Origin of the sequence: Streptomyces sp. CB01580 (assembly GCF_001905795.1) — a bacterium.
In the GTDB taxonomy this organism is placed as follows: domain Bacteria; phylum Actinomycetota; class Actinomycetes; order Streptomycetales; family Streptomycetaceae; genus Streptomyces.
On the sequence record NZ_LIXJ01000006.1, the window covers coordinates 93,000 to 113,292 of the forward strand.

Below are 20,293 nucleotides of genomic sequence, written 5' to 3' on the forward strand. Positions count from 1 at the left end.
TGAGCAGCGATGGCGGTCGCGGTAGGCACTGCGGATGGGTTTCTGCGGTCTGTCGATCACGAGGAATCTGGGCTTGCCAGGGCGTCGAGGGTGGTTCATTCGGCGATCGGCTCGGTCACGGCGATGTCTCGTCGACCGAGGACCAGCCACCGATCGAACCAGTCCCTGGTACGGCGCAGGAGGTCGAGTTGGTGGTTGCGTTCCCGTATCCCATGGCCTTCTCGCGGGTAGAGGACGTACTCGTGCTCGACGCCGAACCGGACCAGAGCGCGGTGGAAGAACTCGGCCTGGGACGGTGAGACGTTCGTGTCGTCCTCGCCCTGCAAGATCAGTACCGGGGTACGGATCTTCGAGGCGAACGAGACCGGGCTGAGCTGGTCGTGCGGGTGCGGGCCTGTTCCCTCCCAACCGGTGCTGCCGCCCAGGGCGGCCTCGAACGCCCCGTATTCGCCGGTTGCCGCTTGCATTCCCCAGTCGCTGATGCCGGCTCCCATCAGGCTGGCCCGGAATCGGTCCGTGTGCCCGACGGCCCAGGCGGCCATGAAGCCGCCATGGCTCCATCCCCCGATCCCGAGGCGGTCCGGGTCGGCGACCCCGCTGGTGATCAGCAGATCAATCCCGGTGACGATGTCGGTCCACTCATTCATGCCGACCGCACCCGCGACGCTTGCGGCAAACGCGTGACCGTGCCCCTGGCCACCGCGCGGATTCGGCAGAAACACCGCGTAGCCAGCGGTGGCCAGCCACTGTCCGCTGACGTGCACGCCCAGCATGAACTGGTCCGCGTACCGGTCGTCCGGGCCGCCGTGGACCAACGTGACGAGGGGGAAGGGCCGCTCGTTCCGGGTCTTACCAGCCGGGAGGATCAGCAGACCGTCCAGCGCCAGTCCATCGGACGCCTCGTAGGACAGGCGTTCTTGAGTACCCCACCGGATGCCGCGATACTCAGGCCTGGTATCGCTGATCCTGGCCAGCGGCCCCCTCGGGGCCCCTGCGTGGACGTTTACGGGTTCGTAGGCCGTGCTCACCAGGGCAGCGACGACATCACCGGATCGACTCGCGGTCAACGCCGTCAACAGACCATCCACACGCGCTACTTCCACCAGGTGCGGCCCGCCGGGGTCGAGCCGGTGGACAGCGGTGTCCAGGCCGTCGGCGACAACGACCAGCGGCGGACCAGAGGCGACCTGGACGAGACCCAAGGGACATGCGGTCATCCCGTCTGTCAGGTTGCGGGGCCCGGCCGCAGCCCCGGAGAGCGGCACCACAACGTCGAACACGGCGGTGCCGCCCACCAGTCCCGGTGGGGTGACAGCCAGATATGCCAGGTGCCAGCCGGTTTCAGCTCGCCACCAGGTGAGCGAGGACGCCTGTGCTGCTGCCGGTCCGAGGTCCTGCGTCGTCTCACTCTCCAGATCCAGCAGGTGGAGTCGGGGCGCCTGCGAGCCGGGGTCCAGATCGGGCGTCGCCCAGGTGAGCACCGCCAGCGGGCCACCATCAGGTCGCTGGACCATCTCGACGGCGTGACGATCAACGACCGTGACCGGGGTACGGATCTGCCTGGTGCGCAAGTCCAGCAGCCGAATCCGGTCCAGTGGCACACGCTCGCCCCAGACCCGGGCGTCGTCCCGTTCTCTCGCCCGACGCCTGTCCTCATCGGTCGGCTCGTCCTGCGCGAAGAGGGCGATGAGGTCGGGATCGCTCAGGGGAAGGTAGCCGTGGATCCCGCCACTCCAGGCAGTCAGGGTCTCCACATCACCGTCGGCCAGCCGAGTCCGGTGCAGTTGGGTCGTGCCATCCTCGGCCCTGTCCGAGAGAAAGAAGACCGCTTCCGAATCCGGCGCCCACTGCGGGGACCGATCCGCCGTCATGCCTGCGGCCAGCTCCCGGGGCGCCGTGCTTCTGTCAACGGCCGCTATCCAAAGATGGCTGACCGGACGCTCGCCGGCCTGCCCGATCGCCGCCACTTCATAGACGACCCAACAGCCGTCGGGCGAGACCACCGGGGCACGCGGCGCATAACCGTCAGCCACCAACTCCGCGGATAACTCAGTCGCAACATCTTCCATCATGCTCGCTGATTTTCCGTTCAACCGGCGCTAAGGCCCCTCCTTTTATCACAAGAGCAACCCGCCCAGACGAGGGACTCCATCGCCCGCGACATCCCAATGCCCATAGTCATTGCTCACGAACGCCTGGTCCCCACACCTCGCCGACCTGGACACCACACCAGCATGACCCCACGTCAACCCCCGAAGGGCTTCAGAAGCCACCCACAAAGTAAGAGGACAGGTCGGAGGGAGGACGCGTTCGGTCACCCGCCCGGTGAGGTGGGCATTGATGACGGCGGCTTCGGTGAGCCAGTCTGCTGCGGCCAGCTGGTCGACCAGGCGCTGCAGTTCGCCGGCGCCGGCGGGGCACCCAACGGCCAGGGAATCCAGGGTGACGCCGGGGCCGAGTTGCCCCGGGACGCTGGTGTGCGTGGCCAGGGTCAGGACGAGCAGCCGCGTGCTGGCGGCGGCCTTGGCCTTGCAGAGCTTCTTGTCCGAGACGACTTTCTGGGCCCATCCGGAGAGCTTGGGCCGCATCTTCCTGCCGAACGTGAACGGGCCCGTCCCGTCCCCGCAGGGCACGAGGCCGGATCCGTGACCCGGGTGGGGTTCTCGGGGCGGGGGCGGGGGCGGGGCGAGCAGGTCACAGGCGGTACCGGGACAAGACAGCCAGCCGCAGTCGGTCAGCTTCTCGACCAGGTCCTCCGGGTCGGTCAGGCCCAGCGCGGTCACGTCCTGCCCGACGAGGTTGCCGGTGCCGGTGCGCGCGGTGCGCAGGGTCAGCATCACGTCAAAGTTCAGTGAGACGGAACAGTCGCCAGTTGACCGGGGTCCCGGGCAGGGGCGGTTGACGCCAGGACGTCAACCGCGTTGAACGTTCGAGCGACTACGCGTGCTGGCAGGTCCGCGTAGGGGCGGATTCCGTTCGTACGTACCGGAGGAAGGCTCGGTGAGGGAATGCCCGCGGCGGACGCTGACGGGCAGCGTGGCTTTGGCCGAATCCCGACTTGTCCTATCCGACAGTGCCCCAACAGCCAATAGATACAGGCATGTTGAAGCGCATAGCGTGCTCGCCTGACGGACGGCAGCCCGACGTGGTGCCGTCCCTCGACCAACGAGGGGAGACACATCTATGCGCATCAGCGCGCCCAGGAAAGCCGCCAGCGGTGCCGCTCTCGGCGCCCTCCTCCTCACCGGCATGAGCGCCGCAACCGCACAAGCCGCACCGGAGAAGTACAGCATCACCGTCACCCAGGCCCCGGCTGCCAAGACTGTCTACGCCAACACAAGCGCCGCCGCGAGCTGCAAGCTCAACACCATCACCATCACCCGTACCAGCATGTGCATGGATATCGGCGCCCGCATCGACCTGCTCAAGAACGGCAAGCCGTTCGCTCCGCCACCTTCGACATCAAGCACGCCATGACGCTGAAGAGCAACAAGCTGAAGCGGACAGAGAGCTTCACCGTCGGCAAGGCCAAGCTCGTCAATGCCAGCGGCATCCACGTCAACGTGTCCGTCGGCGGCGGCAAGGGTGTCAAGACCGCCGTCAAGTTCCCGCAAGGGTCCACCCTCGGCGCCGCTCACAAGGGAACCGTCGGCTACGCCGCCAGCGTCGGAAAGAAGAAGCAGCTCGCCAGCCCGGCCTCCTACCGGTTCACCTTCACCAAGCCCGGCTACACGATAGGCGGCTTCACCTACAACTCCGCCAAGTAACGCTGCGACGACACGTTCTGGGGCCCCAAGAAGCGCACCAAAAACCCCGGCTGCGTCTTCCCCTCCTACTCCCCAGTCTTCACCCTCTCCCGCAGCGACGCGAAGGTGAAGCAGTCCGCCAACCACATCTTCGACGCCCAGCGCAAGATCACCGGTCACCCGGGCGCCTCCACCCCGCTGCACCGCATCACCAACGAGAAGACCATCAACGCCCACCGCAAGGCCATGTGCGCGAAGGTGCACAACCCCGACCCCAAGAAGTACGACTGCGACGAGTACCCGTTCGCCGCGAGCAAGGAGGGCGGCAATCCGGCCCGCGGCAGCACCCGCATCATCTCCGCCGGTGACAACCGCAGCGCCGGAGCCCGCCTCGGCGGCTTCTACAAGGCCCAGCGCATCCTCAACGGCGACGGCTACTACGTCCGCATCAAGTAGGAGACGCAACGCGCCTGCCACAGGTCCCGTCTACCCTTCCAGGACGTAACCGGCAGGCACCGTAAGCACGATGGGGTTCTCCATGCAGCGTTCCAACTGGCCACTCCTTGACGGCCGCACCCGGCCGCTCAAGATGAAGGAGTGGGGCGACCTGGCTATCATGGACCCCGACGCCGACAAGCAGCCACGCGGACACGGGTTCCTGGCGGCCGAGAAGGACTGGCTGCACATCGACGCCGGAAACGCCCTGGAGAACCCCATCGTCACCCTCTACACCGGAGACGACCCGGGAACGGAGAGCGGCTGGGCCGAGCTCGAAGAGATCACCGTGATTTCCACGACCGACTTCCTCGCCCTGTGCGACAGCGGATACGAGCCACTACGCAAAGAGAATCTCGCCACCGCGGGAGCCGGCCCCTACCTGATCCGCGTCCATGCCAGTGACCGGTCGTCGGACGGCAAGAAGCCCCGCTTCCTCATCCAGGTCGTCCCCGGCGAGCGTACGGGAGCCGAGCCCGAGCCGGCCTCCTCCACGATCGAGGAGTCCGCCGGTCCGCTCCTGGTGCGGACATCCTTCGAGCAACCAGATGAGTGGGCACGCTTGCTCCACGTCCTCGAAGGAGGATCGGAGCACTACAAGTCGATTACCGTCATCGACACCCGCGCCTACGCGGGCTTCACACCAGGTCAGATCCGGGCGCGGATCAGGCGAGATGACGAGGAATGGCCCAGCAGTACTTTCGTCCTGATCGCCGACGAGCGCACGCTGGCCTCCGCAGAGTTCCCGTTGCTGGCCTTGAACAACCTGCCCGACGAAGATGACGATCCGGTCAGGATCACCCTCGCAGCGGCCGTGGCCGGCCCAGAACTGTGTTCCGCGGGGCAGCGCACGGGGTCCGGGCGTGGTCGGCGGTGTTGTCGTCTGAGGGAGGAGGTATGCAACGCCGGAAAAGCACTTGATCCGCTGGCTACGGTTTCCGTATGACGACTACGCTCCGCCTGGAAACGGTTACTGCCGCCAACTTCGATGTCGCGATCGGTCTGAAGGTTCGCCCTGACCAGGAGCACCTGGTGGCGCCGGTGATGAAGTCCCTCGCCGAGGCATACGTATACCTCGACATAGCTTGGCCCCGCCTCATCTTCGACGGCGACCGGCCTGTCGGCTTCCTCATGGGCTTCCTCGACATCGACTTCGCGGGCGATGGCAAGGGCGCCGACATCCGCTCGGGACTGTGGCGGCTCAACATCGCGGCCGGCGAACAGGGACGCGGATACGGCCGCTTCGCGGTCGAGTCCGTGGCAGCCGAAATCCGCCGCCGTGGCGGCACCCGACTGACCACCACCTGGCACCCGGGCGAGGACGGCCCCGAGGGTTTCTACCTTGGGTTGGGCTTCCGACTGACCGGGGAGATGAGCGGGGATCAGAAGGTTGGGGAGCTGGAGTTGGGAATGGCGGATCCGCTGAGCGGCGCAGTGCACCTGCCGGGTGTGGAAGGTTCTTCCGTGTAGAGGTCGGTTTGCCTCGCGCCCTAGTCAGGCGGCCGCTTCGGGTCGTGATTCGTAGAAGGTTCCGTCGCGGAGCATGGCGAACAGCACGTCGACACGGGCCGGTCGGCATCATGGTTCCAGGCCCCGAGCGGGGCCGCCGACGACCTGATGGTGAGCACCGTGGGGGCCGCCGCTGTCACAGGCGGATCACGACCAGGGCGGTGTCGTCGGTGGTACCGGAAGGTGGGGTCAGGTCGTCCAGGAGTGCGTCAGCAAGCGTTTCGGGGTCGGTGCCCTGGTGCCCGGCGAGGGAGTTGGCAAGCCGGTTCAGGCCGACGTCGATGTCCTCGCGACGGCGTTCGATCAGCCCATCGGTATACAGCACAAGGGTGGCCCCCTCGGTAAACGGGGCCTCGGTCTGAGGACGGGGCCTGTGCTCGGGGCGGGCGCCGAGAGGGGGGTCGGTGGCCTGGTCGAGGAATTCCACGGTGCCGTCGGGGTGCAGCAGTGCCGGTGGAGGGTGGCCTGCGCTGCTGTAGGCAATGGAGCGGTTGATGCTGTCGATGACACACAGGACCGTCGTCGTTGACTCCGCACCGTCGACCGACCGGGCGTACAGACCAAGAGCTTCCAGGGCCTGGGCGGGGCCGTCGGCGATGTGGGAAGCGGCGCCGAGGGCACTGCGCAGCTGGCCCATGACACAGGCGGCAGCCAGGCCGCAGCCGACGACGTCGCCGACGGCCACCGCGATACGGCCGTCGAGCAGTTCGACGAGGTCGTACCAGTCCCCGCACACATTCAACGCTCCGACAGCCGGGCGGTAGCGCACTGCTGCATGGTGATGCCTTAAAGGCGCAGGGGTGGGAAGCATCGCCTCCTGCAGGCTCAGAGCGACTTCATGTTCGCTGGCATGCGCCTCGCGCAGCCGTTCGTTGACCTCCTGCAACTCCCGGGCCTTGGTGTACAGCTCGGCTTCCAGCGCTGTCGCCCGGTCCTTACCACGTCGGGTACGGACGAGCTCGGTGATGTCCTCCTCCAGGTGCAGCAGCAGCGCCACCCGCCCATCCGGGTCGAAGACGGGGACATTGACCGGGCTCCAGTACCGCTCCTCCCACACCCCGGGCCGGTCCGGGTACTCCACGTCGTAGCGGTGAAGCGTCATGGCGTCGCGCTCACCGGTGGCGGCCACCCACCGCAACGACGCCTGCAGCTTGCGCATACCGGTTACCGCAGGGTTCTTCGGATCGTCCGGGAACGCATCATGCAGGTAACGGCCCACCACCTGGTCACGGGCACGCCCCATGCTGCGCAGGAACGCCTCATTGACATCGGCGTACACCAGGTCCGTCTTGAACAAGGCCACCGCGCGCGGCAGCGCCTGGAAAACAGCCTCGTAGTCGATCTCGGATGCGTTCACCATGCCACCTGCCAGCGCCGCTGTGTCGATCACGTGCTCCGTCACGATATGCACCAGCGTGACTCCAGAGAGGACAGCACACCCGTGTCTGCAGAAATGAGCAGCTGAGAGAGACGACGGACGAGGCCAGGGCCGCTTGCGTACCCCTGGTCGCCACTCGCAGAACACCTCGCAAATGGTGGGGTTCTGAGAGGACGGTTCGTAAGACTTTGAGTGGTTCTGTCGTCGCCTGATGGTGTGGGTGCGGGCGGAATCTGCCGGTCCGCAGCCGATGGTCTGTTGGGGTGGCGGGGTGAGTGAATGCACGCCGTACCCAAGCGACTTATCGGACGATCAGTGGGCTCTGATCGAGCCGGTGATCACGGCGTGGAAGGAACGGCATCGCTCGGTCAGAGGCCACCAGGGCGCCTACGCGATGAGAGAGATCGTGAACGCGCTCCTCTACCAGGGCCGGACCGGCTGCCAGTGGGCCTACCTCCCGCACGATCTGCCGCTGAAGAGCGCGACGTACTACTACTTCGCCGCCTGGCGCGACGACGGAACCGACCAGGTCATCCATGAACTCCTGCGCTGCCAGATGAGGGAGAAGGCCCGCCGATTAGAGGACCCGACCCTGCTGGTCCTGGACACCCAGAGTGTCCACGTGGCCGCTGGGGTCCCTGCCGCCACGACCGGCCGGGATCCGGTGAGGAAGGTCCCGGGCCGCAAGCGGGGACTGGCCGTTGACGTGCTCGGTCTGGTCATCGCCGTCATCGTGCTGGCCGCGAACACGCACGACAACGCCGCGGGGGTCGCCCTGCTGAACCAGGTCGTCGAGCACGCCGGAGAAACCGTCCGTAAGGCCCTGGTCGATCAGGGCTTCAAGAACCAGGTCGTCGCGCACGGCAGCGGCCTGGGCATCGAGGTCGAGATCGTCGAACGAATCCCGCAGGAGGCGGGGTTCGTCCCGCAGCCGAAGCGGTGGAAGGTCGAGCAGACCTACGGCGGCTTGATACTGCACCGGCGCCTGGTCCGCGACTACGAGCACCGCCTGTCCTCCTCCGCCTCGCGCGTCTACTGGGCGATGACCCACGTCATGGTCCGCCGCCTGACCGGAGCGAGCACCCCCACCTGGCGCGACGAGGAAGCGGTGACGGCGTGAACATCGAGCCCTTGCTCGACGCGCTCGACCTCCAGGAAGACGCCGCCCGGGCCCTGGCCGACGAACTCCGCACGCAGATCGACGAACTGCAGGACCGGCTGCGGGAGGCTGAGACCCATCTCGAGTACCTCGCGATCACCAGGAAGACCGTCACTGCTCTCGCTGACCGTCTCCCGGTCCAGTCGGCCTCGCCAGACCTGCCCGAGCACCCGGACTACCCCCGCATCCTCACCGTCTTCAACGAGGCCACCGGCCCCCTCCGAGCTCGCGACGTCTGCACAAGCCCTCGACCACGAACTGCTGCCGAAGAACATCGAAGGCACCCGCGCCAAGCTGAAACGCCTCGTCAAGCTTAACGTCCTCACCAAGGTCGACGCAGGCAGCTTCGTCAGGAAGCAGTAGCCGACGGAAGCTCCGCGACCAGCAGCCTTGCCCCAACCTCACCCAGAAACGGATATCAGCTCTCGAACCCGTCCTCTGATCACCTGGCTCAAGTCTCACCTCGGTGATCACGAAGGACATCCGGATCCGCGTGCGTCGCGCCTCGGCTCAGCTCCCCCTCGGCACCTCGATGTCGTAGACCAGCGCATACACGATGTCCCGGGCCTGGCGTAGGTCGTAGCCCGTCGCGTCCACGATCACCTTGACCGCCCGGAGGGTGTCGCCACCCAGCATGAACATGCGCGCGTCGGCCTGCGCCTCGGCCGGAACCGGCAGGACACGGGCTCGCCGTGGATCCACGCTCCGCGGGATCCTCGGCAGCCCGCCCTCCTTTTTCCTGCCTCCCAACACCTTCAGTCCCCAATCCCTCATCCGTACGACCAGTTCGTGGAGCGCATCCTATGCGGCCTGGCGCTCAGGCAGATTCAACGTCCTCGCCGAAGCCGACGCCGGTGCTTTGCCAGGAGGCAGTAGTCGGCCGAAGCCCCGGGACCAGCAGCCTTGCCCCAACCTCACCCAGATTCGGATATCAGCTCACGAACCGTCCTCTGAGACGCGGTTTTGCCAGATCCCTGGCCTGCGGCGGCATCCACCGTCACGGCCTCATACACCTCCAAGCCTGCCGCTGCTTGCTCACGCGCCGCCTCGCCCCGATACCGGTGTCTCCCAGCTGATCAACAGCCCGTGCCCGATGCTGTAGCCCCTGAGGCCTCGGACGTGTGAGTACGCTCCTGGTCACCAGGAGGACGGGGGTGAGGTGCGGGTGACCACCGTGGGAAGCTGTCCGTTCTCGATCGCCTGCCGTGGTAGTGACAGCCCGAAGTACTCACCGGCGGCCTTCAGCACTCGGCGCTTCTCTTCGGCAGGTGACAGCTCCTCGTCCTCGCCGAGCAGGACATCGATGCAGTCTTCCGGCGGGATGACTCCGGCCGCTTCCAGCGCCGGGCGCAGCAGGTCGGGCTGGGCTCCGGCGGGGTCGTAGCCGAAGCCCAACTCGAAGTGCAGCTGTACCTCCCCGTCGGCGAGATACGTGAAGAAGGAGGGCGGATCGTCCGGCCGTGGGTCGAGGATCAGAACCTCGGCGCCGCGGGACACGGCCGGGTCCAAGGTCCAGCCTTCGCTGCCCACGCACTCCACGATGAATGACCAGTCGCCGCTTTGGCCGATGCGGCCCGCGCGGTAGATCTCCGCGAGGTCGACCATGCGGTGCGCTTCCTGGATGGTGAGGGCGGGCCCGACCTCGACAGGCTCGTGGTCGGCCATGCGCTCGGCCAGCTGCTGGGGGCTGAGGCCACGGGCGCAAGTGATGTACAAGTCGGTGGCGCTCGGGCTTGCGCCACGCCAGGCGTCGGCGACCCATGCGAGATCGTCGGTCATTGGAGATTTTCCCTTTCGTGCACGACGTGGGGCTGGTGGGGCACAGCGAGAGTCAGCACTGTGCCCCCACCAGCGTTCAGCAGCCTGTTACGGCCTCGGAACCGTGCAGGCCACGGTCACCTTGGACGCGTCGCAGTGCGCGAACCGGGGGAAGTCCACCCAGTACGGGTCCTTGTCCAGCATCCGGTACTTGCCCGAGAAGCCTCCGCTGAACGCTCCACCCATCGAGGTGGAGTTGATCCAACCTGACATGGCCGAGCGGCCACACACCTCCGTCCACGTCGGAGCAGCCTCACGGCTGTCGTCGTACAGGTGCCATTCGCCCTGCTTGACCCGGGTGGCATAGGTCTGTACGCAGTCGTGGCCGGTGTCGACCTCGTTCATGCCGTCCACGCTGACGGGCATGCCGCCGGAGTTGTAGGTAGAGGCGTAGGCGAACTCATCGCACGATGCCTTGTCGGTCGGCCACCACCGCCCCCTCCACCGCTACCGCCGCCACCCCCACACCGCCGCCTCCATCGGCCGGACCCCGACCGTCCGTGACCTCCCCGAACCACCCGACGCCACCAAGGCCCGTGAGCTGCTCGCGGGCCTCGTCGTGGCCGGTGAGAACGACGCCCCCGGCTACAGCCGTTCCAAGTTCCCGCACTGGATCACCCAGTACGGCGCCTGCGACACTCGCGAGGCCGTGCTCCAGCGCGACGGCCGGGACGTGGTCCAGGACGTTCAGTGCCGGGCGGTGTCCGGGACTTGGTACTCGGAGTATGACGGAAAGACGGTTGCCTCGGCCTCGGGTATCGACATCGACCACATTGTGCCGCTCAAGGAAGCCTGGTGCTCCGGGGCGTCCGAGTGGTCGACGGGGGAGCGGCGGGCGTTCGCGAACGACCTGACGCATTCGCAGTTGATCGCGGTGTCGGCCGGCAGCAACCGTGCGAAGGGCGACAAGGACCCAGGCAACTGGCGCCCGCCGCTTCAGTCGTACCACTGCACCCACAGCCGCGCCTGGATCAGCGTGAAGTCCGACTACGCCCTCACCGCCAACCAGAGCGAGGTCGACGCCCTGTCCCGGATGCTCGACACCTGCTTCGCCTGATCCTTTCAGGCGAAGCACCCGGTGGCCGAGCAGGAACACGGCCCGGGAGGCTGCCTGAGCGCCGGACGGTGACGTCCGGCCCTGACCCGCCGCCGAGACAGGGGAGACAGGACACCCCGCCCCGACCGCTGTCCCCGCGGCGACCCATCAACCCCTGGCCCGCGCTTCACCGCACCGAGGCCGGGGGCTCAAGAAAGAGGCACCTTGTGACCCGCACCATCACCGCACCAAACCCTCGCGGCATCCTCCGCGGCACCATCACGGCGCTCGTTGTCGCCGCCGCTTTCCTGGTCCCGGCCGCCCAGGCCGAAGCCACGGGCACGTGCGCGCCGCACACCACCAGCGCGTGCAGGGCCGGCAGTCCGCATCCGGCGGGCGCGACAGCCCAGTGCAACGACGGGACCCACAGCTACTCGAAGACGTTCCGCGGCACTTGCAGCCACCACAGCGGCGTCCGCTACTGGTGCAAGTAGGGCCAGAGACGGTCGGCCCTGGGACGGCGCACACCCCAGGACCGGCCACGCCTCGTCGGTTGCCCCGGCCCGCAGCGTGGTCCAGAGCGCTCCCGATGCGATCGGCCGTGAATGCATCCGGGCCCTGCCTTCCCCTGCACCGCCTGCGATTCGACGATCCCGGCCCGCCCAGACGCACGACGCTGGCCGACGGCACCCTGGCCTGGACCCTGACCCGCTACGCCGATGTCTGCCAGGTGCTGGGCGATACCCGCTTCACGCGCTCCCCAGCACGAGGGTCAAACGCGCCGCTCCCGGCGGCCTCCAACCTGGCGAACAGCCCCGACGCTCTTCCCCGCCAGGAGGGCGACGAGCACCTGCGGCTGCGCCACCTCTTCCAGCGGATGCTCGATCCACGAGCCGTCGGCCACATGGAACCGTGGGTGGTCGGCGCCATCGACCAGGTGCTGGTCGAACTGGTCGGACGGGGATCACCGGCGGACCTGGTCGACGGCTTCACGAACCCCCTGCCCATGACGGTCATGAACCGACTGCTGAACATTCCGGACGTGGACCAGGAACAGTAGCTCCGGTGCCCACGGCGTGGGGGGACACCATGCCCACACCTGCGAGAGACCGGCCGAGACGACATGTGATTTCGCGGCGAGCGGGCGAGCGGGTGAGCGTGGGGGAGAGCGGGAGACTGCGGGAGACCGCGAGGTGCTGCGGCTGGCGCGAGAACTCGACGAGGTGCCGGAAGTCGCTTTCCGTGCTGGGAGCGAGGACGACGGCCACATCGATGTCGCCGTTGTCCAACCGTGTGAACGGATCCGCCCACGGCAGCTCGACCAGGCGCGTGAGTTCCGCGGGGAGCGTCGCGATCGTTCGACCCGACGACTCCTACACTGCGCCCTGGAAATCGATCCGCGGCGGACGCTCCAGAGAGCGGGCCCAGGCCTGGGCGTCGTTGAGGCCGACGATGACGGTGGAGCCTTCCTGGCCGAGGACGCCGAGCGGCAGGGGCAGGACACGTTCGCCGTGCAGGGCGGGGAAGGCTGAGGTGAGCGCCGCGACGCCGGCGGAGACCGATACCGCGACATTCAGCACGTAGTCGATGATCAGCGAGGCGGCAGCGATCAGGCTGAGGCGCCGTCCCAGGTGGCGCCCGGCCACCGCGTACGCGCCGCCACCGTTGGGGAAGGCGGCGATCACCTGACGGTAGGAAATCGTCAGCGCTGCCAGGAGTACAACGATCGCCAGCGTGACCGGCAAGGTGAAGCCAAGACCCCGGCTGCCGGCCGCGGCCAGCACGATCACGATCGCCTCTGGCCCGTGGGCCACGGAGGCCAGAGCGTCCAGCGACAGTGCTGCCAGCCCCTGCGGCACAGTCGGCCGGTCCCGCTCCGAGCGCTCGGCGTTGGAACCTGGCGATTGGCCACCTGAGCCGTCGGCGTTCTCAGCGCGTGCAGATACCAGACCCCTCCAGTCCTGCAGGCCGGTCGGCTCCACCGACTCTAGGACGCCGGTCGCCCGATATCCCCGCTCAGTGCGTCAGAAGAGCGTCAGACGCACCCGTGTGGCGCCGCCGGCGGGAATCCCCCGCCAGCGGCAGCGCAGGGTCATCCGCGGACATGCCGGACCCGGCGGGGTACGACCTGCGGGAGTTCGCCGAAGCCCGGGACTGGCCGACCGTCTACTGCCTCCCGCCCTACGCCCCCGACCTCAATCCCGTCGACGGCATCTGGTCCCTCCTGCGGTGCGGCCGGCTCTCCAACGTCGCTTCAGCACCCTCGAAGCACCTCGAGCAGCGCATCCGACGCGGCCTACGGCACATCCAGTACCGCGGTCACCTCATGGACGGCTGTCTCACCGAAACCGGCCTAACTATCGGCCCCGCCTGAACAGCAGCACGACGTCACGAGTTCAACCTCAGTATCCGTCTATCGCCGACTCAACCACCGCTACGAACGCCGCCCCCGCGACTATCTGGCCTTTCTCGGCCTCGCGGCCGCCATCTGCTGCTACGAACGGCTCGTTCGCCTCACCACATGGGACACAGTCCAAGGACGGAGTGGGACGGCTGACGCACCGTCCGCCCGCTGCCAACAGGCCGGAAAGACACGCTGTCCGAATGAGTCCGGTTGACCGTCTCCTGAGTGATCGACATGCTGAACGCAGGGCAGGGGGAGGCACCGAGGCGTCCGTGCCCCGTTCTTCGGCGTGCTCGAAGACGGCCGCGGCGTTACCGAGGCCGGGCCGGCCGCAAGGCAGCACCGGGGACACCCCGAGGCCCAGGGCTTCCGTCCCGGCCGGAACGGGTGGCAACCGCACGTACACACCCACCGCGCACACCACTGAAAGGGGCAGCCCTTGCCAGGCACCAAGCCGGATCTGAAGTCGCTCAGGGCGACGAAGTACACCTCGTCGACGCGTACCACCGGAAGCCTGGAGCGATTACGCCGCCTGGGGTACAACGCCGGACTGCAGGCGCTGGACCTGTGGGACACGCTGCGCGGCAGGGACCACCCGCTGCTGCCGCCCCGACGCCACCGCCGCTTCATCGGCAATGGTGACTTCCTCGAAGTGGGCCGCCAGATCACCGCGTACATGCGGGACGAACTCGGTGTGGGCCCCGGGCACGACGTCCTGGACGCGGGATGCGGCGCCGGACGCATCGCGGTGCCGCTCACGGACGTGCTCACCGAAGGTTCCTATCTCGGCTTCGACATCGTGCCGCACGCCGTCGAGTGGTGCTCCCGCACGATCACTCCCCGCCATCCGAACTTCCGTTTCGCCCACGTCGACATCCGCCAGGAGATCTACAACCCGCAAGGGACCCTCTCCGCGGCCGACTTGCGGTTCCCCGCCGACGACGCGGCTTTCGACACCGCCGCGCTGGTGGGACTCATCAGCCATCTCCGCCCGGCCGAGCTGGAGAACTACCTGGCGGAGTCCGCCCGGGTCCTGCGGCCCGGAGGGCAGTGCTTCGCCACGGCCTACCTGGTGGACGACACGGTCGCCGCGAACATCGCGCGCGGCACGACCGCCTTCGAGTTCACGCACGACCACGGTGACTACTACGTGCACTCCGAGGAGGAACCCACGTATGCCATCGCCTACCGGCTGGAGCACATCCTGTCGGTGGCGGCACGGCACGGTCTGCGCATGCGCCGGGACCCCCGACCGGGTACCTGGGGTGTTTCCACACGACGTCCGGCCTCGATGGACCTGCTGGTCCTCGAACGCGCCTGAGACGACCGGGTGCCGCAACGGCACCCGCATACCCGCACAAGAGAGGAAATCCATCCGTCCATGAACGACAGGACCAACCCCACAGCCGTCCCCGGTGACGGAAACCCCGGCGTCATCGTCGTCTCGGGCATCTCCGCCGCAGGCAAGTCCACCGTCGCGCAGGCCCTCGCCGAGCGCCTGCCCCGTTCGGCGCACGTACGCGGCGACACGTTCCGCCGCATGGTCGTCAACGGTCAGGTGCACATGACCGCCGAAGCCCCGCCGGAGGCCGTCGCGCAGCTCCGCCTGCGGTACCGCCTGGCCGCCGCGTCGGCGGACGCCTATGTCGAGGCCGGGTTCACGGTCGTCCTGCAGGACATCCTCCTCGGCGAGCACCTGCTGGAGATCACCGAGATGATCAGAAGCCGTCCGCTCGCCGTGGTGATGCTGGCGCCCGACCCGGACGTCGTGGCCCGGCGCGAGGAGAAGCGCTCCAAGACCGGCTACGGACCCGACTGGCAGCCCAAGGACCTGGACAAGGTCCTCCGGGACAGCACGCCCCGCATCGGGCTGTGGCTCGACACCTCCCACCAGACGGTCGACGAGACCGTCGACGAGATCCTCAAGCGCGCCTGGGGCGAGGGCGCCGTCTCCTGATCACGCCGACGGGCTCCCGCGGCGCCGCCCCGGGAGCCCGGTCCGGCCCTGTGACCCGCCCCGCCCGACATCCAAGGAAGGACACGCGTTGCGCACCCTACGGATCGGCCCCGGAGACGCTTCGGTGGGAGTCGTCGGCCTCGGCTGCATGGGCATGACCTACGCCTACGACCCCGCCGGCCGCGACGAGAACACCTCGATCGCCGTGCTCCACCGCGCTCTCGACCTCGGCGCCGACCTCATCGACACCGCCGATGTCTACGGCCCCTGCACCAACGAGGAGTTGGTGGGCCGGGCGCTCGCCGACCGCCGTGAAAAGGCGTTTCTCGCCACGAAGGTGGGATTCGTCGCCGGGGAGACTCGGCTGCGCCGTGATGGCCGGCCCGAGCACGTCCGCGCGGCCATCGACGCGAGCCTGCGCCGGCTGCGCACCGACCACGTGGACCTCTACCAACTGCACCGGGTCGACCCCGAGGTGCCGCTGGAGGAGACCTGGGGAGCCATGGCCGAGGCCGTGAAGGCCGGCAAGGCCCGGATGCTGGGCCTGCCCGACGTGACCGTCCCTCAGATACGCCTCGCGCAGAGCGTGCACCCCGTGGCCGCCGTTCAGACGGAACTGTCGCTGTGGAGCCGGGACGCCACGGCCGAACTGCTGCCCCTCACCGCGCGGGAAGGCATCGCGCTCATCGCCTGCTCGCCGCTCGGCCGCGGCTTCCTGGCGGGCCGCTTCGGCTCCGTCGAGGACGTGCCGGACGGCGACTACCGACGCCACAACCCGCGCTTCCAGAAGGAGAACTTCGCGGCCAACCTCCGTCTTCTGGAGGGTGTCCGCACCGTGGCGCACCGGCGTGGGACCACCCCCGCCCAGGTCGCGCTCGCGTGGGTGCTGTCCCGCGCCCCGCACGTCGTCGCCATCCCGGGAACCAAGAACGTCCGCTATCTGAACGACAACGTCGCCGCCGCCCACGTCCGGCTGGACGACGACGACCTCGGCCTGCTGGACGCACTGCCGGCCGCGACCGGAGCGCGCCAGTGACACCGGGCGTCTCGCCCTGATCCGCCCCGCCCGCGGCCATACCGTCGGGCGGACAACGCACGACCCGCACGAAAGGAACCTCGCCCGTGCCCGCAACCGACCGGTCGACTCTGCGCCGGGGCCTGGGGGTCCTTGCCGTCGCCGTACGGGAGGAACCCTGGATCTTCTGCGCGGCCCTGTTCGCCAGCGCCCTGTACGGCGTGGCGCCGGTCGCCACGTCCTGGACGCTGGGCCGCATCACCGAGGACGTCATCCTGCCCGCCTTCCAGGAGGGCCGGACCACCGCGGCCGCCCTGGTCGCCGCCGGCCTGGCCGTCTTCGGTGTGGCGATGCTGCGGGTCGTCGGGGTGATCGGACGCCGCGTCGGTGCGGGCATCATGCAGTTCCGGCTCCAGGCGACGTACCGCCGCCGGGTCGCCCACCGCTATCTACGACTGCCCGTCTCCTGGCACCAGCGCCACCCGGCCGGCCAACTGCTGTCCAACGTCAACGCGGACGTGGAGGCGGCCTGGGCGCCCATCGTGCCGCTGCCCACGGCCATCGGCGTCGTCGTCATGCTCACCGCCGCCATCGTCTCGATGTTCGCCGTCGACCCGGTGATGGCCGCCGTCGCCCTGCTCGTCTTTCCCGCCATCGGGCTCCTCAACGTCTTCTACCAGCGCAGGCTCACGCCACTCGCGGCGCGTGCCCAGAGCCTGCGAGCCGAGACCAGCGACATCGCCCACGAGAGTTTCGACGGCGCCCTGGTCGTCAAGACACTCGGTCTGGAAGAGCACGAGACGGCCCGGATGGCGGACGCCGCCGCCCGCCTGCGCGATGCCAACGTGGCGGTCGGCCGCACCCGCGGGTCCTTCGACCCCCTGCTCGACGCGCTTCCCAACCTGGGCATCCTCAGCGTGCTCGCGGTCGGGACGGCGAGGCTGGCCGCGGGAGCCGTCAGCGTCGGCGAACTCGTCCAGATCTCCTACCTGTTCACGATGATCGCTTTTCCGGTGCGCGCGTTCGGATGGGTCCTCGCCGAGTTGCCGCGCAGCTCCGTCGGCTGGGCCCGGGTGAGGCACGTCCTCGACGCCGAGGGCGAGCTGCCCACCGGGCGGCTGAAGCTGTCGGATGCCGGCCCGATCAGCCTGGACACCCGGGGCGTCAGCTACACCTACGACGACAACGCCGTCCTGCACGACGTGACCCTCAGCGTGGACTCCGGGCGGACCGTCGCCATCGTCGGGCCCACCGGCGCGGGCAAGTCGACTTTGGCGACGCTGATGGTGCGGCTCGTCGACCCGGTGCGCGGCGACGTGCTCATGGACGGCCTCGACGCCCGCGAGATGCGCTCCGGAGAGGTGTCGTCGGCGGTGGCGTTCGTCCCTCAGGAGACCCTGCTGTTCGACGACACGGTCCGCGGGAACGTCCTGCTCGGGCTGGAGGTGCCCGACGACCGGGTCTGGGAGGCGTTGGAGGCGGTCCAGGCCGCCGACGTGGTCCGGGCGCTGCCGCATGGCCTCGACACCCGCGTCGGGGAGCGCGGCGCGACCCTCTCCGGTGGGCAGCGTCAACGGATCGCGCTCGCGCGGGCCCTGGTGCGCCGTCCCCGCCTGCTGGTGCTGGACGACGCCACGTCGAGCATCGATCCCGAGGTCGAAGGCCGCATCCTGCGTGGTCTTCGTGACGCGCGGGTCCCATCCACCCTCGTCCTGGTCGCCTACCGCCAGTCCGCCATCGCGCTCGCCGACCGCGTCGTGTACGTGGAACGGGGCCGGGTGGTCGACAGCGGCACGCACGAAGAACTGCGCAACCGCTGTCCCGGCTACCGCCGCCTGGTGACCGCCTACGAACGGCAGGAACAGCAGCAGCATCCCGATGGGAGGACCGCGTGAACGGCCGCGTCGAGGACCGGACGGACAGCCGTGTCGTGGGCGAGCGGCGGGGGAGCCTGGGCACGCTCCGGCGGGCGCTGGAGGTCTCGCCCGGGCTGCGCGAGGGGCTGCTGACGGTGTTGCTCCTGGCCCTTCTCGCCGCGGCCGGCCGGGTCGTGGTCCCCATCGCCGTGCAGCTCACCCTCGACGAGGGGTTCCAGGCGGAGGGCGGCCCGCGTACCGGCTTGGTGCTGGTGATCGCGGGCGTGTGCGCCGCCGCCGTCCTGGCCACCGCCTGGATCACCTCCCGGATGAACCACCGCCTGTACCGCAGCGTCGAGGCCGGGCTCGCGACGCTCCGCGTCAGGGCGTTCCGCCGGGTGCACGACCTGTCGGCCCCCGCGCTGACCGGCGAACGCCGCGGTGACCTGGTGGCCCGGGTGACCGCGGACATCGACCAGTTCAGCACCTTCCTGCAGTTCGGCGGCATGTTCCTGGTCAGCCTGTGCCAGCTGTTCGTCGGCAGCGTGGTCATGTTCGTCTACTCCTGGCAGCTCGCCCTGATGGTGTGGGTGGTGTTCGTGCCGCTCGTCCTGGTCCTGCCCGGCCTGCAGCGCCGGTTGTCCGAGGCGTACGGCCGGGTACGCACCCGAGGCGGTGACATGCTCGCCGCGACCGGCGAGGCCGTCGTGGGTGCCGCCGTCATCCACGCCTACGACGCGGGTGACCTGATCGGGCGCAGGATCGACACGGCGGTGGAGGAGCACCGGCGGGCACAGAGCCGGGCCCAGCGGCTGGTGGCGGTCACCCTCTCCAGTGGTGAGGTCGCGGCCGCGCTGGCCATCGGCGGCGTGGTGAGCCTGGGGGTGCTGCTGGGGGTCGGCGGCCGGCTGACCGCCGGCGAGCTGGTGGCGTTCCTGTTCCTCGTCACCCTGTTCATCGGACCGGCCCAGATGAGCACCGAGGTGCTGAACGAACTGCAGAACGCCCTCGCGGGCTGGCGCCGTGCCCTGGCGGTGCTCGACACGCCGGTCGACGTGCCCGATCCCGGGCCTGCCGGCACGCTCCTGGACGGGGGACCGGTGGAGGTGCGGTTCGAGGATGTCGGCTACGCGTACCCGGGCGGTCCGCCGGTCCTGCGCGACGTCTCCGTGCACATCGCCCCGTGCGCCCGGGTGGCCGTGGTCGGCGAGACCGGCTCGGGCAAGTCGACTTTCGTCAAGCTGCTGATCCGGCTGGCCGATCCGACCTCGGGGCGGATCGCGCTGGGCGGGGTGCCGCTGGCCGAGGTGCCTTTCTCGTCGCTGCGCCGACGGGTCGTCATGGTGCCGCAGGACGGCTTCCTCTTCGACACCACCGTCGGAAGGAACATCGCCTACGGACGGCCGGGCGCCACCGCCGACGACGTACGGCGAGCCCTGCGCGACCTCGATCTGGGCGATTGGCTGGCCGGGCTGCCGCGCGAGCTGGAGACCCCGGTCGGACAGCGCGGCGAAGCCCTGTCGGCCGGTGAGCGCCAGCTCGTCGCGCTGGCACGGGCCTACCTCGCCGACCCCGACCTGCTCGTACTCGACGAGGCCACCTCGGCCGTCGACCCGGCCACCGAACAGCGCCTGCAGCGGGCGTTGGAGAACGCCACCCGTGGTCGCACGGCGGTGTCCGTGGCCCACAGGATGTCGACGGCCGAGGCCGCCGACCACGTGCTCGTCTTCGACCGGGGCCGCATCGTCCAGCAGGGCAGCCACGAGGAACTGGTCGTCCGGCCGGGCCGGTACGCCGAGTTGTACGCGGCGTGGATGTCGGCGACCGGCGCGGCCGGAGTGCGGTGAGCGGACGGCCCCGCCCGGGCCGCGGCCTCGGGCGGGGCGGTCGTGGACGTTCGACGGCGTGGCGGCGCCGGGT

21 protein-coding genes and 3 pseudogenes are annotated in these 20,293 nt (G+C 68.9%); 17 read left to right on the top strand and 7 right to left on the bottom strand.

What is annotated here, in order from left to right; genetic code table 11:
- Positions 1 to 95 precede the first annotated feature (95 nt).
- On the bottom strand, positions 96 to 2,072 hold the full coding sequence (locus AMK22_RS12015; RefSeq protein ID WP_199883198.1) for a S9 family peptidase: 1,977 nt from the start codon (positions 2,070 to 2,072) through the stop codon (positions 96 to 98).
- 45 nt (positions 2,073 to 2,117) lie between these two features.
- Positions 2,118 to 2,837 (bottom strand): hypothetical protein, encoded by a 720-nt coding sequence (locus AMK22_RS12020; protein ID WP_143203553.1) that lies wholly within the window; start codon positions 2,835 to 2,837, stop codon positions 2,118 to 2,120.
- Positions 2,838 to 3,183: 346 nt separating this feature from the next.
- Between AMK22_RS12020 and AMK22_RS12025 the strand changes: the two genes are divergently transcribed.
- The 5 genes from AMK22_RS12025 (at position 3,184) to AMK22_RS12045 (ending at position 5,711) form a co-directional block, all read left to right on the top strand.
- Positions 3,184 to 3,477: a hypothetical protein gene (locus AMK22_RS12025; protein WP_073784196.1), complete on the top strand. Its 294-nt coding sequence runs from the start codon at positions 3,184 to 3,186 to the stop codon at positions 3,475 to 3,477.
- Positions 3,474 to 3,767, top strand: coding sequence for a hypothetical protein (locus AMK22_RS12030; RefSeq protein WP_073784198.1), 294 nt, complete (start codon positions 3,474 to 3,476; stop codon positions 3,765 to 3,767). Before AMK22_RS12025 ends, AMK22_RS12030 begins: the two co-directional genes overlap by 4 nt.
- A gap of 105 nt (positions 3,768 to 3,872) precedes the next feature.
- Positions 3,873 to 4,202, top strand: coding sequence for a NucA/NucB deoxyribonuclease domain-containing protein (locus AMK22_RS12035; RefSeq protein WP_073784200.1), 330 nt, complete (start codon positions 3,873 to 3,875; stop codon positions 4,200 to 4,202).
- 70 nt (positions 4,203 to 4,272) lie between these two features.
- The gene (locus tag AMK22_RS12040) at positions 4,273 to 5,187 is read left to right on the top strand and encodes a DUF6924 domain-containing protein (RefSeq protein ID WP_073784202.1); all 915 of its coding nucleotides are present in this window, start codon (positions 4,273 to 4,275) and stop codon (positions 5,185 to 5,187) included.
- Positions 5,184 to 5,711 carry a GNAT family N-acetyltransferase gene (locus AMK22_RS12045; protein ID WP_073784204.1) on the top strand — a complete coding sequence of 176 codons (528 nt, stop codon included), beginning with the start codon at positions 5,184 to 5,186 and terminating at the stop codon, positions 5,709 to 5,711. Before AMK22_RS12040 ends, AMK22_RS12045 begins: the two co-directional genes overlap by 4 nt.
- Before the next feature lie 175 nt (positions 5,712 to 5,886).
- On the opposite strand, the gene AMK22_RS12050 is transcribed toward AMK22_RS12045, so the two are convergent.
- Positions 5,887 to 7,110: a PP2C family protein-serine/threonine phosphatase gene (locus AMK22_RS12050; protein WP_073784452.1), complete on the bottom strand. Its 1,224-nt coding sequence runs from the start codon at positions 7,108 to 7,110 to the stop codon at positions 5,887 to 5,889.
- 289 nt (positions 7,111 to 7,399) lie between these two features.
- On the opposite strand from AMK22_RS12050, the gene AMK22_RS12055 reads away from it, so the two are divergent.
- Entirely contained in the window at positions 7,400 to 8,248 is an 849-nt protein-coding gene (locus AMK22_RS12055; RefSeq protein ID WP_073784454.1) for an IS5 family transposase, read from the top strand.
- Positions 8,245 to 8,604, top strand: a complete 360-nt coding sequence (locus tag AMK22_RS12060; RefSeq protein ID WP_242433934.1) for a hypothetical protein — start codon at positions 8,245 to 8,247, stop codon at positions 8,602 to 8,604. The genes AMK22_RS12055 and AMK22_RS12060 overlap by 4 nt, the downstream gene beginning before the upstream one ends.
- Positions 8,605 to 8,797: 193 nt before the next feature.
- Here AMK22_RS12060 and AMK22_RS12065 read toward each other — a convergent pair whose 3' ends face one another.
- The 3 genes from AMK22_RS12065 to AMK22_RS12075 form a co-directional block, all read right to left on the bottom strand.
- The gene (locus AMK22_RS12065; RefSeq protein ID WP_073784206.1) at positions 8,798 to 8,989 is read right to left on the bottom strand and encodes a hypothetical protein; all 192 of its coding nucleotides are present in this window, start codon (positions 8,987 to 8,989) and stop codon (positions 8,798 to 8,800) included.
- Positions 8,990 to 9,424: 435 nt separating this feature from the next.
- Positions 9,425 to 10,066, bottom strand: a complete 642-nt coding sequence (locus AMK22_RS12070; protein WP_073784208.1) for a DUF6461 domain-containing protein — start codon at positions 10,064 to 10,066, stop codon at positions 9,425 to 9,427.
- A gap of 87 nt (positions 10,067 to 10,153) precedes the next feature.
- Positions 10,154 to 10,450 (bottom strand): hypothetical protein, encoded by a 297-nt coding sequence (locus AMK22_RS12075; protein WP_073784456.1) that lies wholly within the window; start codon positions 10,448 to 10,450, stop codon positions 10,154 to 10,156.
- A gap of 70 nt (positions 10,451 to 10,520) precedes the next feature.
- On the opposite strand from AMK22_RS12075, the gene AMK22_RS12080 reads away from it, so the two are divergent.
- From AMK22_RS12080 to AMK22_RS12090, 3 genes are all read left to right on the top strand, one after another.
- On the top strand, positions 10,521 to 11,162 hold the full coding sequence (locus AMK22_RS12080; RefSeq protein ID WP_107430533.1) for an HNH endonuclease family protein: 642 nt from the start codon (positions 10,521 to 10,523) through the stop codon (positions 11,160 to 11,162).
- Between the two features lie 206 nt (positions 11,163 to 11,368).
- Positions 11,369 to 11,635 (top strand): DUF3761 domain-containing protein, encoded by a 267-nt coding sequence (locus tag AMK22_RS40765; protein ID WP_242433935.1) that lies wholly within the window; start codon positions 11,369 to 11,371, stop codon positions 11,633 to 11,635.
- Positions 11,636 to 11,742: 107 nt separating this feature from the next.
- Positions 11,743 to 12,201, top strand: a complete 459-nt coding sequence (locus AMK22_RS12090; protein ID WP_143203554.1) for a hypothetical protein — start codon at positions 11,743 to 11,745, stop codon at positions 12,199 to 12,201.
- A 415-nt stretch (positions 12,202 to 12,616) separates the two neighbouring features.
- Here the strand turns inward: AMK22_RS12090 and AMK22_RS12095 are convergent.
- Positions 12,617 to 13,090, bottom strand: a pseudogene (locus AMK22_RS12095) (amino acid permease); the annotation flags it as partial.
- Between the two features lie 179 nt (positions 13,091 to 13,269).
- Here AMK22_RS12095 and AMK22_RS40770 point away from each other — a divergent pair.
- The 7 genes and pseudogenes from AMK22_RS40770 to AMK22_RS12130 all read left to right on the top strand — a co-directional run.
- Positions 13,270 to 13,515: pseudogene (locus tag AMK22_RS40770) on the top strand (IS630 family transposase); the annotation flags it as partial.
- A gap of 31 nt (positions 13,516 to 13,546) precedes the next feature.
- Positions 13,547 to 13,663: pseudogene (locus AMK22_RS40020) on the top strand (IS5/IS1182 family transposase); the annotation flags it as partial.
- Between the two features lie 321 nt (positions 13,664 to 13,984).
- Positions 13,985 to 14,866 carry a class I SAM-dependent methyltransferase gene (locus tag AMK22_RS12110; RefSeq protein ID WP_073784212.1) on the top strand — a complete coding sequence of 294 codons (882 nt, stop codon included), beginning with the start codon at positions 13,985 to 13,987 and terminating at the stop codon, positions 14,864 to 14,866.
- A gap of 60 nt (positions 14,867 to 14,926) precedes the next feature.
- Positions 14,927 to 15,502, top strand: a complete 576-nt coding sequence (locus AMK22_RS12115; protein ID WP_073784213.1) for an AAA family ATPase — start codon at positions 14,927 to 14,929, stop codon at positions 15,500 to 15,502.
- Between the two features lie 88 nt (positions 15,503 to 15,590).
- On the top strand, positions 15,591 to 16,538 hold the full coding sequence (locus tag AMK22_RS12120) for an aldo/keto reductase (protein WP_338014153.1): 948 nt from the start codon (positions 15,591 to 15,593) through the stop codon (positions 16,536 to 16,538).
- An 86-nt stretch (positions 16,539 to 16,624) separates the two neighbouring features.
- Positions 16,625 to 18,412, top strand: a complete 1,788-nt coding sequence (locus tag AMK22_RS12125; protein WP_073784215.1) for an ABC transporter ATP-binding protein — start codon at positions 16,625 to 16,627, stop codon at positions 18,410 to 18,412.
- On the top strand, positions 18,409 to 20,220 hold the full coding sequence (locus AMK22_RS12130) for an ABC transporter ATP-binding protein (RefSeq protein WP_073784217.1): 1,812 nt from the start codon (positions 18,409 to 18,411) through the stop codon (positions 20,218 to 20,220). Before AMK22_RS12125 ends, AMK22_RS12130 begins: the two co-directional genes overlap by 4 nt.
- The last annotated feature ends 73 nt before the right edge of the window (positions 20,221 to 20,293 follow it).

Bases quoted from the DNA above. Each gene is read 5' to 3' on its own strand.
- AMK22_RS12015 (WP_199883198.1), bottom strand. From the start codon at position 2,072: ATGATGGAAGATGTTGCGACTGAGTTATCCGCGGAGTTGGTGGCTGAC.
- AMK22_RS12020 (WP_143203553.1), bottom strand. From the start codon at position 2,837: ATGCTGACCCTGCGCACCGCGCGCACCGGCACCGGCAACCTCGTCGGG.
- AMK22_RS12025 (WP_073784196.1), top strand. From the start codon at position 3,184: ATGCGCATCAGCGCGCCCAGGAAAGCCGCCAGCGGTGCCGCTCTCGGC.
- AMK22_RS12030 (WP_073784198.1), top strand. From the start codon at position 3,474: ATGACGCTGAAGAGCAACAAGCTGAAGCGGACAGAGAGCTTCACCGTC.
- AMK22_RS12040 (WP_073784202.1), top strand. From the start codon at position 4,273: ATGGGGTTCTCCATGCAGCGTTCCAACTGGCCACTCCTTGACGGCCGC.
- AMK22_RS12045 (WP_073784204.1), top strand. From the start codon at position 5,184: ATGACGACTACGCTCCGCCTGGAAACGGTTACTGCCGCCAACTTCGAT.
- AMK22_RS12050 (WP_073784452.1), bottom strand. From the start codon at position 7,110: ATGGTGAACGCATCCGAGATCGACTACGAGGCTGTTTTCCAGGCGCTG.
- AMK22_RS12070 (WP_073784208.1), bottom strand. From the start codon at position 10,066: ATGACCGACGATCTCGCATGGGTCGCCGACGCCTGGCGTGGCGCAAGC.
- AMK22_RS12075 (WP_073784456.1), bottom strand. From the start codon at position 10,450: ATGAACGAGGTCGACACCGGCCACGACTGCGTACAGACCTATGCCACC.
- AMK22_RS12115 (WP_073784213.1), top strand. From the start codon at position 14,927: ATGAACGACAGGACCAACCCCACAGCCGTCCCCGGTGACGGAAACCCC.